This window comes from Methylomonas sp. ZR1, from assembly GCF_013141865.1.
GTDB lineage: Bacteria > Pseudomonadota > Gammaproteobacteria > Methylococcales > Methylomonadaceae > Methylomonas.
In genome coordinates this window covers 3,978,923-3,989,928 of sequence record NZ_RCST01000001.1, presented here as the reverse complement: position 1 = coordinate 3,989,928, position 11,006 = coordinate 3,978,923, and the positions used below count along the sequence as shown (strand labels likewise).

Genomic DNA, 11,006 nt, shown 5'->3' with positions numbered 1-11,006 from the left:
GCAAAAGCCGCAGTTAGTCAATTCCGTGTTCAATCATGGATAATAAACATCCCAGTCACAACGCTCGAATCGCTCGTGAAGCATTTCCGCCATCCGGCCCGCTATCGCCAATTTTGGCGCCAACCCAAAACGGCGCTTTCTTTACCGCAACGTTGCAAGCGCGGACTGGTTTATGCGGCGCTGTTTTTTGTGCTCAGTTCGCTGCTGCTGGTAGGCGTATTGCGGTACCTGCCCGCGCCGACGTCGGCATTCATGCTACATCAGCATGTTGACGACCTGGTCGAAGGCCGACACTATAGAGGCATTGATCAGCGCTGGGTCAGTCGCCGGCATATTTCGCCGCACGCCTTTGCTGCGGTGGTCGCGTCTGAAGATCAATTGTTTTATCAGCATAACGGCTTTGATGTTGACGCCATCACCAAGGCTTTTAACCAATATTTGCGCGGCGGTAAACTGCGTGGGGCCAGTACGATCAGTCAGCAAGTCGCGAAGAATTTGTTTTTAAGCCCGGCTAAAAACTTCGGCCGTAAGGCGCTGGAGATCTGGTTTACGTTATTAATAGAGGCTATTTGGGACAAACAGCGGATTCTGGAAATGTATTTGAATATTGCCGAGTTCGGCGATCATTTATTTGGTATAGAAGCGGCCAGTCGCCGTTATTTCGGTATTTCCGCCCAGCAGTTATCTGCCAATCAGGCTGCGCTGTTGGCGGCCACACTGCCGAACCCTATACTGCTGAAGGCCGATCAGCCCAGCGCTTATGTACATAAACGCCAAAGCTGGATCTTGGGCCAGATGCGGGTATTGGGGAATTGATCGCGTGTTAATCCTCGGCATCCTGATTATCCTGCGCGTCCTCGTCAGAGGGCGGCAGGCCGGATGCATCGGCAATCAGTTCTTTCAGGTATTTGTATAACAAGCGCGCCGACTTAGGCGGTTTGGCTTCCTTGGCTTCTTTTTGCGCGTTGCGTTGCAATTGGCGCAAATGTTGGCTATTCGCGCCCGGAAATTCTTCCATAAATTGGGTCAGTTGCTGATTGCCATTGGCTGCCAGCAACAAATCGCGCCAGCGTTCGGCCTGATGATGTTCTCTGACTGCATGGGCGCTGCGGTTTTTCATCCGCGCCAATTTTTCATGAATCGCGGCGGTATCCAGCTTTCTGAGTTGCGCGGTGATGTATTTCAACAGGCGCTTTCTGGCGGAGTTTTGCCCCATTTTGCCGGCGTCGCGCAGGGCTTGTTCTATGCTCTCGGGAAATTCGAATTCGGCAATATGTGCAGGGGATAGAGCGCAAATTTCTTCAGCCATCGCAAATACTTCGGCTATTTCTTTTTTGATGCGGGTCTTGTTGGGACGTATCGCATAATATTCGACTTCTTCTTCGTCGATTTCGCCGTCGTCCTCCTCGTAATGGGTTTCGTCGTAATAATCTTCTTCTTCTTCGAATTCTTCTTGGTAATCTTCGTCGTTCATGTCAAACCATTGCTATTAAGAAAAGCACGAACATCACCACCATCAACAGAGGCACAATAACGCTGGGCCAATCGGACGGTGTTTGTTTGCTGCGCGCAATTGCGGCTTTGATGCCAGGCTGCATCCAGAACAAAAGCAGCAGCGCCAGGGCGCCGAGTATCAGGTTTTCCCAGGTTGACAGCATGATGTGACCGCTTTGTTGTGAGTGAGGGACTTTACTATGCGGCATTCTAACAAACCTTGCCACGCAATAAGACATTGCTTGCTGCGACAAATTAAAAGTTGTTTGTCTGGATTTATCGCTAAGTGATTATTGCGGTTGGGTAAATTCAGTTATTCACAGAAGCTGTGGATAACTCTGTGTATTAAATGTCGAAAGCCTTTGCTGGTCCCCGGTAGCTCTGGGCTGCGGTCAAATTGTATAGTATTAGGCCACTATCATTAGTTGATAATAATCAATGATTTACAAATGATGCTTTGTATTTCAACGAGTTATTTTGTCAAGCGTTTTATGACCTTGTCGTAAGCAGTTTAATGTGCATAACTTGTTTACACGCTAAGCAAATTTGCGGCCAAACTGTGTTTTTTAGCTAGTCTTTAGATGGGTCGGTTTATAAGGTGTGCGTAAATTTGCGATAATGGCCGGTTTTTAAAAAAGAGTCATTTCATGTGGTTTAAAAATCTTGCTGTCTACCGTTTTACCGAGCCATTTACTCTGGATGCTGTTGCTTTGGAGCAAAAACTGCAACAACAACCGTTCCGATCTTGTGGTAGCCACGATGAGTTCAGTTTTGGTTGGACTGCGCCGCTCGGCAGGGCCTCGGATGCGCTGGTGCATGCCAATAACGGTTTCTTGATGCTATGCGGCAAGAAGGAAGAAAAGGTCGTGCCGGCATCGGTGATCAACGAAATGCTGCAAGAGCGGATCAATGAAATTGAAGAACGCGAGGCGCGCAAATTACCTGCGAAAGAGCGTAGTCGGATCAAGGACGAATTGATATTCGAACTGCTACCGCGGGCGTTTTCGTTTTCCCGCAAAACCTATGCTTATATCGATAGCCAAGGTGGCTGGCTGGTCGTGGATGCGGCATCGGCTAAAAAAGCCGAAGACATGCTCAGCCAGTTGCGTAAATGTCTGGGTTCCTTGCCTATCGTACCGCTCACCGCTACCGCCAAACCGGCTAGCGTGATGACGCAATGGTTGATCGACAACACCTCGCCGAAAGATATTTTAATCGAAGACGAGTGCGAGTTGCGTTCGCCGGAGGAGGAAGGCTCGATTATTCGTTGCAAGCGTCACGACTTGGCTTTGCCGGAAATCAAGAATCATCTGGATAGCGGCAAGCAAGTGATTAAGTTGGCAATGAGCTGGGCCGAACGCATTTCGTTTGTGTTGGATGAGAATTTGGCGGTCAAACGGCTCAAGTTTCTTGATCTTATCCAGGAGCAAGCCGCCGATATTGAGGCATTCGACGAAGTCGAGCAGTTTGATGCCGATTTTTCTATTATGACTGCGGAACTTGCTCAGTTTTTGCCGCGTCTGCTTGAATTATTTACTGCTGAAGGTAACGCCTAATGAAAAACCGTTTGTTATTCAGCTTGCTGCTGACAGCCAGCACTGTGGCGTCTGCGCTGACGCTGCCGGCACCGGATAGGCCGGGTGACAGTCTGATAGGCAATCCACCGCATGAGGTCAAATATGTCGCTGCCAAGCAGGAAGATACTCTGATCGATATAGCGGTAAATTTTCGGCTTGGGCAAGATCATATAGTATTGGCCAACCCCTATGTGGATCGTTGGTTGCCCCGCGAAGGTACGCAAGTGCGCATCCCCAGCAGCTTTTTGTTGCCGAATGCGCCAAGAGAAGGAATTGTCGTTAATTTGCCGGAAATGCGGATCTACTTTTACCCGGATGCCAGTCGGGTTGTGACTTATGCCATCGGTATCGGCCGGGAAGATAACTGGAAAACGCCGTTAGGTAAAACGAAAATTACCGGCAAAACTGATAAGCCTTCCTGGACGCCGCCGCCATCCATTATTGCCGAGCATTTGGCTGATGGTGATGTGTTGGATCCTTATTACCCGCCTGGTCCGAATAATCCGTTAGGTCTGTTTGCGTTTAAATTGGGGATCCCCGGCTATCTGATTCACAGTACTAATGTTGTGAATGGTATTGGCATGCGGGTTAGTCATGGGTGTATGCGGATGTATCCTGCTGACATTGAGCAGTTTTTTCCAATGGTTAAAGTGGGCACCACGGTCAATATTGTCAACCAATCGATCAAGGTGGGCTGGTATCACGATACCTTGTATATGGAAGTGTATCCAGAGCTGGAAGAGACGCCGGCGACCTATGAGCAGCGCTTGCATACGGCATTGAATTTGATAGAGCAAGCCAATGGCGGGCAAATGCCGGTAATCAAAGGTTCTGTGCTAAAAGCGGCGGTAGAAAAAGCGGCGGGTATTCCGGTGGCTATTTATGAGCGTCCTACTCAGGCTGCTCCTGTCGTTCAAAGCCAAGCTGCGCCGGCAACAAAATAGAGGCAACAAAAAAGCCCGTGGCCTTGCGGCTCACGGGCTTTTTAAAATCAACAACAGCAATAATGCTTATTTGTGTTGTGATTTTTTGAACATACGGTCCAATTTGCTGTTGGTGTCTTGAGCATATTGAGCAGCACGGTTAGCAGCAGCTTCAGCAGCAGCAGCTTTTGCAGCAGCTTCAGCAGCAGCGGCTTTTGCAGAAGCAGCGTCAGCAGATGCAGTAGCAACTTTGCCTTCCAAAGTGCCAACTCTTGCGTCCAAAGCTTCCAGGTCTGAAGTGCTTGCGCAACCGGTTGCCAAAGCTGCAATTGCAACAACTGCTGATAATGTAATAGCTCTCATCATGGTTTTCCCCTTGATTGTGGTTTCAAAAAATAATAAATGAAAAACGGTGGTAATTGTCCAACATTTTTTTGGATTTTACCAACATTATTTCACCGTTACGAGTGTCCCTTTTTCTACCCATTGACTTAACTGATCGATTTGATCGTTAGTCAACGCGATACATCCGTGTGTCCAATTCATGGATCTGTGGATGGACAGACTACCGCTGCCCAAGCCATGAATACCGATTTGCCCACCGAGATCGGTATTTTGCGGCGGAATTTGTCCGGCAGAATGCGCTCTGGCAATAGCTTCGTAAGTGTCGAGATCGATTTTGCCTTTTTTCAAGGCATTATCGGCATTGTCTACATTGGGATAGGTCAGGCCGAAGAATTTACGGAAAGCGCTTCTTTCGTTGATCCAGCCGATCCGATAGTTACCGAGCGGTGTGATGTCATCGCCGCGATGATTTTTTTCGCCGGCGCCATTTCGGCCAATGGCGATATTTTCCAGTACGGCAACTGTCTTGTCGCCCTTCCTGACTTCCATGCTTTGCGTCTGCGTATCGACCAACAACCAAACATCCTGGTCAGCGAAACTGCGTGCTGATACGGTACAGCCCATCACAATCAAAACACCTAATAATTTTTTCTTTATCATGGCAATCTGTAAATAATCAAAGTTTTGGTGTAATTTAACCCTTTCGAAACGAGGTATTACAAAGGGTAGCATATGACAACAACAATCACCAAAACGACTCCCTACGATGATCAAAAACCCGGTACATCGGGCTTACGCAAAAAAGTCAAAGTCTTCCAGCAACCCAAATATCTGGAGAATTTCGTCCAATCCATCTTCGACAGTCTGGAGGATTTTCAGGGCAAAACCTTGGTGATTGGCGGCGATGGCCGCTACTTTAACCGTAAGGCTATCCAGATCATTATAAAAATGGCGGCAGCCAACGGCTTCGGTGAGCTCATTATAGGCCAAGGCGGCTTGTTGTCCACTCCTGCCGCATCAAATATTATTAGGAAATACAATGCGTTCGGAGGCATTGTTCTATCAGCTAGTCACAATCCCGGCGGCCCTGAAGAAGATTTTGGGATCAAGTACAACGTCGGCAACGGCGGCCCGGCTCCGGAAAAGTTTACCGACAAACTGTACGAGAATACCAAAACCATCACTGGCTACAAAAAGGCCCGTTTCGGCGATATAGATTTAGACGTTATCGGTGAAGTCGAGAAAGGTGGTGTGAAAATTCGAATTATCGATTCGGTAGCCGATTACGCTGAACTAATGGCAAAAATATTCGATTTCGACCTGCTCAAACAAAGCATCCATAACGGCTTTATCACCTTGCGTTTCGATGCGATGCATGCTATCACCGGCCCCTATGCCAAGCATATCTTGGAAGATACGTTGGGCGCAGCACCTGGCTCGGTATTTAATGCCGTGCCGCTGGAAGACTTCGGCGGCGGCCATCCCGATCCGAACATGGCTCACGCCCACGAACTTTGTGAAATCATGTTCGGCGCCGATGCACCCACATTCGGTGCTGCGTCAGACGGCGATGGTGACCGCAATATGGTGATGGGCGCGAACATATTCGTTACTCCCAGCGACAGTCTGGCGATCATGGCCGCCAACGCCAAGTTGATTCCGGCTTATGCTAAAGGCATCAGCGGCGTGGCCCGTTCCATGCCGACCAGCCAGGCGGTTGACCGCGTTGCCGATAAACTAAGTCTGCCTTGCTACGAAACACCAACCGGCTGGAAGTTTTTCGGTAACTTGCTGGATGCCGATAAGATTACTATCTGCGGCGAGGAAAGTTTCGGCTCCGGCTCCAATCATGTCCGCGAGAAAGATGGCTTATGGGCCGTATTGTTCTGGTTAAACCTGATCGCTCGCAAGCGCGAATCCGTGGCAGACATCGTCCATGAACATTGGCAGAAATACGGTCGGGACATTTACTGCCGCCACGATTACGAAGCGGTCGATTCCGAGATTGCCAACGGCATTGTCGCCCATTTGCGTAGCCAATTAAGCAGTCTGCCCGGTAAAAGCTGGGGCGATTATGAAGTCAAATATGCTGATGAGTTCAGTTACACCGATCCGGTCGATGGCAGTGTCAGCAGCAACCAAGGCATCCGCATCGGTTTTGTGAACGGCTCGCGCATCGTGTTCCGGCTGTCCGGTACCGGTACGGTCGGCGCTACTTTGCGTATTTATTTGGAACGCTACGAGCGTGATGTCAGCAAGCACGATCAGGATGCCCAAGTCGCGCTGGCGGAATTAATAGAGATTGCCGAGCAGCTCTGCGAAGTCAAAAAGCGTACCGGCAGGACCGAGCCTGACGTTATTACTTGATCGAACCCGGCGGCATAATACGTTAGGTCTGGCTGAAGCGCCTGATCTAACGGCTCTGCCCGTAAGCATCCCGTAAAATCTGCTCCGCAGTTCGACCGCCCTCCGCCAAAGCCTGAGCTCTGTCGATGGATAAGCCCAGGCCGTGTCCGGCGCCTATGCCTGCAAATTGCCAGGTCTGACCATCGGCAGCTGTTACCGAATCAGGGCAAGAAGGTAGCTTCAGGGTATTACGAAAAATCTCGCAACTGAGCAACTCTTCGCTGGTCGGATAAAATAGCCGGATAAACAACTCGCCGTCCTTGCGCCGTTCGCGGCGAATATCCAGAATTTGATTTTCCGCAAATGCCCGGCTTAGCTCCGCGCTTGAGAGCTGCCGTTGCCAGTGCTGATCACCGCCGTTGGCAAACGGTAACCAGTTCAATCCGGATTTGGCCGCCAGTTGGTCCAAAAGCGTCAGTAACGCAATATCGGTGTGGCTGCTGCGTCGCGGCTTGTCCTCAGGCAACTCGCCGAGATAGACCATGCAATGCGTGGTGTCGCAAAGTGAGCTGGATTCATTGTGCCTATGGCTGCCGTGACTGCCGTTCCAGGCAATCACAGCCCGCATCGCTTCGCGTGCACTGCCTGCTAAATTTTGGGCCTCGGCAGCCAATACGCCATCGACATAGCTGTCGAGATCAGTTTCCAGCACGGTTACTCCGTGTTCATCAGTTTGTCGTAGAACACCTTTCACCACCCGCTCGGATCGGCTGCCACGTGCGCTGGAAACGATCCTGATTTGCCCGCAAACCGTAAAGCGCCCGTGTTGGTTAGCCACTAACGGACAGTCCGGCTCCGCACTCCAGCTATCTGGATCGGTAGGCGTTAACAAACTAACCCTAACTGCCGCAAAGCGGCTGGGATAGTCGTGTTGCCAAGTGCTCAGCAAGGCGGCAGCTTTGCTTAATATTGCTGCGCCACTGACGCCGCGTTGCCGAAATATCGCCAGAAACACCGGGTGCGTAGCTGGCCAGGCTAGCATTAAGTGGCCTGCCAAGGGGTGGCCGTCAACAGTCGATACCGTGCCGGTTTTTGCTAGAACTTGAAGTTGGCGCAACAATTTTTTATCGGTTTCGCGTTGCCCCGCCAAGGTGGAGTTGGGCAGGATACCGTTTTGACTCAGGCCGCGAAAATATTCCGGCTTCGATAGCAAGGCCGCCCGCATTGTTAGTGCCAGTTCGGGCAAGTTGGTCTGTAAAGCAAAATCGCCGTCGGCGTTACGTTCGCCCAGGTAAGATCGCCAGGTCTGCAGGTCCGATGGTTCAGTTTGCGCCGGAAGTTTTTGGTCTTTAATGGGCGACAATAACAGACGATAGCGTTCGCCTTGAAATTGCTCGCGGCGCCGCAAAAGCTTTTCGGTATCGCTCGCCGCCAGTTCTGTACCTAGCAAATCCGGATCGGCTTGCGCCAATGCCGCCGCATAGGGAATTTTCAACAAGGAACCCGGGGGTAAGCGGCTGACTTGGTCGCCGCCGCTTACCAATATCCGCCCGGACAGCAGGCTCATCAACAGAAAGGAGCTATCCCCCGCATCATCAAATGCCTGACCAAGCATTTCATTTAATTTTGCCGACACGGCACACGGTTCGTTCGGCCAGCCGGTATTGACCAAGATTCGGGCCAATGCCTCGCGGTCATTGCTATCTAACTCGGCGCCTTGCCTAACCCGGTTTTTGATGCGTTGCAGTTCAAGCGATCCGGGCCAGTCTCCAGGTGCTAGGCTCGCCAATTCGCCGCTAAAATACATCGCCCCCGCTTCTTCAGCCCAAGCCGGTAAGCGGCCGCCACAGCTGCGATGACTGGCTTCGTGAAATAGTTCGTGACGCAGATATACCGCCTCGCTCAGCCCGCCTTGCGGTTGTTGCCGCAGATAAATACTGCCGGGCCGCCAGCCGCCGGCATGGCGGCCGCTGAACGCTCCACTGGTCAACGCGGGAAACACCCGCACCGGATCGTCCTCGCTAGGTATCTTGTAGCCTTGCGCCGCTAGTTCACTAACGGCAATAGTCGCGGCTTGTCTTAATTCAGCTTGCTGGGTTAGCGCCCCGAAAAACAAAATCGCCGCGCCAACATCAAACAAATATTGCCGTCTGATGCATCGCTTTAATGAAGCATTCATTGGTAGTTAAAGGTTTATGCTGAGCATGAGGAATCCCGCAAATTGCCGAATAGCGAAGATAAGTCCTGAAGTATCTAAATATTGGATTTTACGATTTAAATTGACAATCAGTCGAATCAGCCTAGAATGCAAGCCAGCTAGAAAATACGATTTACCCTTTGTCTACCAGCTCGATGTCTCTTCAGTAGTCCTTCGTCCTAGTTTTTCATTAAGTAATTTCCACATTTACCAGCGTGACCCGCCTTACTTTAGCTAGGGCATTATCTAAATTTTAATAGGACTTATTATGTCTACAATGACAACTGGCGTCGTAAAATGGTTTAACGCAGACAAAGGCTTCGGCTTTATCGAACAAAAACAAGGCCCTGACGTTTTCGTACATTTCAAAAACATTCTGAACCCAAACAACAGCTACAGAACGCTGGACGAAGGTCAGCATGTACAGTTCAAATTGGGCCGCGGCCCTAAAGGCCCACAAGCCGAAGAAGTAACCATCGTTTAAAGATTAAGCCGTAGTTGCCAATTGGTACCTACGGCTTTTTTGTTAGATAGAGTGGAAATCAAACGCGGTTTCCACTTTCGTTCTTCCCACCGTTTCATTTCAACGTACTGGATTGCTTTTAAAAGCTTCTAGCAAAGCATTCAGCAGACTAAACTTTAGTTGTCCGCAATGGTCCAAAGTCTTTGTAATTTTAATCAAGTAAAGAGGTGGGGCATGTCGTTAAAAAACGAATTTGAAAGTTTGCTCGTTAATCTGGATTCGGTTCGCGAGGAACTGCAACTGAAGTTGCATCTGGCTTCAATGGATGCCAAGGATGAATTTGCAGAAGCGGAAAAACAGTGGTTGCAGATTAAAAGTAAAGCCGCTGAAATTGCCGACGAATCGATAGAGACTTCCGAAGAGTACATCGCCAAGGCTAAAATCGTTGGAGAGGAGTTGAAGGAAGCTTATCAGCGAGTAGCCAAGCGCCTTTCCGAGTGATCTGCCAAAACTCAAAAAGCTGGCAAATTTAATTTGGTACCAGCCTTGCCGCTAGTGCGGGCTGGTTCATAAGGCTATTGCCTTTGGTATGCAATAAGTTGGAACAGGTAGCCGCCAATTGTGCTGACCATGGCGGCTTGGAGCCTATCAACTCAACGGCGGTTTTTGCAGTGTGGTTAAGCTATTGAATTAGCAACGCGACTTCAGCTGTAGATCTAGCTTCCTCAGCTGTCCGAAACTATTGTACTGCCAAGCTTAGATCCGCAATTTTGGCAATATTGTTGATCAACCGAAACCTTCGCTTCGCATGCGGGACATGTATTGGATGATTGGGTTTTATGTCCGCAGGCATTACAAAAATGAGTATTTGCGGTAATGTCGGCGCCGCATTGCTGACAGGCCGGGTTTTGCTGGGGGAGAAGCCTTGATAACATTTTAACCAGCTTGGCAATGGTATCGATCAGGTAAGTAGCATGGCTATAGGCCCTGAACACAAACCAAATGCTGACGCTTACAATCAGAATGATCGCGCTACTATGGTAAATCGTTCTTCCCAAGCTATCGACGAACGGCGCCAATAACTCCCAAAACAACGTCTGTACGGTAATCAAAATCAACAGAGCGGTTAACGGCTCCGCAATGCCTTTGGCAAACGACAACGCACCGCCGCTGTTGGGAATGGCCTCTATCACGTAGCCGGCAAAAAAATAAAACAAGATTAATGCTGCCAGCCTGGCAAAAAACCAGACTACGGCCGCGGCCTTGAATACGCCGGCCACTTCCAATTCCGTCATTACCGGTACTAGTGCAATTAGCTGGCCTATTGTCAGGATGCTGGCAATGGTAATGAATAGCTGGGCGGCCCGCTGCCATGCGTTGCTAGATGAGGAAATCAGAGAAAACATAAGCATTGCAACTCCTGTTTGTAGGGGACTGAATTTGATCAATCATTTAGCTCGTTGGACGGGCTTGATTCCTTAAATAGAGAATATCACACAAAAAAGCGGATAACCTTCCTTGCTAAACAACCTGGCAGGGTACTCAAGCATTGTCTGGCTATTTCCGGCTCGGATATCACTGGCGCAAAACGGCTTTTGCCTTATCTAAATCCTTTACGGTACTATCCGGTGGCTATGCCTAATTGATTTTTCCCTTTCACC

The 11,006-nt window shown here is 49.7% G+C and carries 12 protein-coding genes; 6 read left to right on the top strand and 6 right to left on the bottom strand.

Annotated elements, in window-relative coordinates; genetic code table 11:
• Positions 1-75 precede the first annotated feature (75 nt).
• Complete coding sequence (mtgA, locus tag DDY07_RS18100) at positions 76-816, top strand: monofunctional biosynthetic peptidoglycan transglycosylase (RefSeq protein WP_033158262.1); 741 nt, start codon at positions 76-78, stop codon at positions 814-816.
• A gap of 7 nt (positions 817-823) precedes the next feature.
• Here the strand turns inward: mtgA and yjgA are convergent, their stop codons facing one another.
• Both yjgA and DDY07_RS18090 read right to left on the bottom strand, forming a co-directional pair.
• The gene (gene yjgA / locus DDY07_RS18095) at positions 824-1,474 is read right to left on the bottom strand and encodes a ribosome biogenesis factor YjgA (RefSeq protein ID WP_171696888.1); all 651 of its coding nucleotides are present in this window, start codon (positions 1,472-1,474) and stop codon (positions 824-826) included.
• 1 nt (position 1,475) lies between these two features.
• Positions 1,476-1,658 carry a hypothetical protein gene (locus DDY07_RS18090; protein ID WP_020484262.1) on the bottom strand — a complete coding sequence of 61 codons (183 nt, stop codon included), beginning with the start codon at positions 1,656-1,658 and terminating at the stop codon, positions 1,476-1,478.
• Positions 1,659-2,141: 483 nt separating this feature from the next.
• On the opposite strand from DDY07_RS18090, the gene rdgC reads away from it, so the two are divergent.
• Positions 2,142-3,050, top strand: a complete 909-nt coding sequence (rdgC, locus tag DDY07_RS18085) for a recombination-associated protein RdgC (protein WP_171696887.1) — start codon at positions 2,142-2,144, stop codon at positions 3,048-3,050.
• Positions 3,050-4,015 (top strand): L,D-transpeptidase family protein, encoded by a 966-nt coding sequence (locus DDY07_RS18080; protein WP_171696886.1) that lies wholly within the window; start codon positions 3,050-3,052, stop codon positions 4,013-4,015. The genes rdgC and DDY07_RS18080 overlap by 1 nt, the downstream gene beginning before the upstream one ends.
• A gap of 66 nt (positions 4,016-4,081) precedes the next feature.
• Here the strand turns inward: DDY07_RS18080 and DDY07_RS18075 are convergent, their stop codons facing one another.
• Positions 4,082-4,360 (bottom strand): Lpp/OprI family alanine-zipper lipoprotein, encoded by a 279-nt coding sequence (locus DDY07_RS18075; RefSeq protein WP_165385904.1) that lies wholly within the window; start codon positions 4,358-4,360, stop codon positions 4,082-4,084.
• An 84-nt stretch (positions 4,361-4,444) separates the two neighbouring features.
• The gene (locus DDY07_RS18070; RefSeq protein ID WP_033158317.1) at positions 4,445-4,999 is read right to left on the bottom strand and encodes a L,D-transpeptidase; all 555 of its coding nucleotides are present in this window, start codon (positions 4,997-4,999) and stop codon (positions 4,445-4,447) included.
• Positions 5,000-5,071: 72 nt separating this feature from the next.
• On the opposite strand from DDY07_RS18070, the gene DDY07_RS18065 reads away from it, so the two are divergent.
• A complete protein-coding gene (locus DDY07_RS18065; protein WP_171696884.1) occupies positions 5,072-6,706 on the top strand; it encodes an alpha-D-glucose phosphate-specific phosphoglucomutase in 1,635 nt (544 codons plus the stop codon).
• A gap of 46 nt (positions 6,707-6,752) precedes the next feature.
• On the opposite strand, the gene DDY07_RS18060 is transcribed toward DDY07_RS18065, so the two are convergent.
• On the bottom strand, positions 6,753-8,864 hold the full coding sequence (locus tag DDY07_RS18060) for a hypothetical protein (RefSeq protein WP_101053916.1): 2,112 nt from the start codon (positions 8,862-8,864) through the stop codon (positions 6,753-6,755).
• Between the two features lie 295 nt (positions 8,865-9,159).
• On the opposite strand from DDY07_RS18060, the gene DDY07_RS18055 reads away from it, so the two are divergent.
• Together DDY07_RS18055 and DDY07_RS18050 are read left to right on the top strand one after the other, a co-directional pair.
• Complete coding sequence (locus DDY07_RS18055; RefSeq protein ID WP_033158255.1) at positions 9,160-9,366, top strand: cold-shock protein; 207 nt, start codon at positions 9,160-9,162, stop codon at positions 9,364-9,366.
• A 213-nt stretch (positions 9,367-9,579) separates the two neighbouring features.
• Positions 9,580-9,846, top strand: coding sequence for a hypothetical protein (locus tag DDY07_RS18050; protein WP_020484270.1), 267 nt, complete (start codon positions 9,580-9,582; stop codon positions 9,844-9,846).
• 224 nt (positions 9,847-10,070) lie between these two features.
• On the opposite strand, the gene DDY07_RS18045 is transcribed toward DDY07_RS18050, so the two are convergent.
• On the bottom strand, positions 10,071-10,757 hold the full coding sequence (locus DDY07_RS18045) for a zinc ribbon domain-containing protein (RefSeq protein WP_171696883.1): 687 nt from the start codon (positions 10,755-10,757) through the stop codon (positions 10,071-10,073).
• Between the last annotated feature and the right edge of the window lie 249 nt (positions 10,758-11,006).

Coding starts and splice junctions, on each gene's coding strand:
- yjgA (WP_171696888.1), bottom strand. CDS start 1,474: ATGAACGACGAAGATTACCAAGAAGAATTCGAAGAAGAAGAAGATTAT.
- DDY07_RS18090 (WP_020484262.1), bottom strand. CDS start 1,658: ATGCTGTCAACCTGGGAAAACCTGATACTCGGCGCCCTGGCGCTGCTG.
- rdgC (WP_171696887.1), top strand. CDS start 2,142: ATGTGGTTTAAAAATCTTGCTGTCTACCGTTTTACCGAGCCATTTACT.
- DDY07_RS18080 (WP_171696886.1), top strand. CDS start 3,050: ATGAAAAACCGTTTGTTATTCAGCTTGCTGCTGACAGCCAGCACTGTG.
- DDY07_RS18075 (WP_165385904.1), bottom strand. CDS start 4,360: ATGATGAGAGCTATTACATTATCAGCAGTTGTTGCAATTGCAGCTTTG.
- DDY07_RS18070 (WP_033158317.1), bottom strand. CDS start 4,999: ATGATAAAGAAAAAATTATTAGGTGTTTTGATTGTGATGGGCTGTACC.
- DDY07_RS18065 (WP_171696884.1), top strand. CDS start 5,072: ATGACAACAACAATCACCAAAACGACTCCCTACGATGATCAAAAACCC.
- DDY07_RS18060 (WP_101053916.1), bottom strand. CDS start 8,864: ATGAATGCTTCATTAAAGCGATGCATCAGACGGCAATATTTGTTTGAT.
- DDY07_RS18055 (WP_033158255.1), top strand. CDS start 9,160: ATGACAACTGGCGTCGTAAAATGGTTTAACGCAGACAAAGGCTTCGGC.
- DDY07_RS18050 (WP_020484270.1), top strand. CDS start 9,580: ATGTCGTTAAAAAACGAATTTGAAAGTTTGCTCGTTAATCTGGATTCG.
- DDY07_RS18045 (WP_171696883.1), bottom strand. CDS start 10,757: ATGCTTATGTTTTCTCTGATTTCCTCATCTAGCAACGCATGGCAGCGG.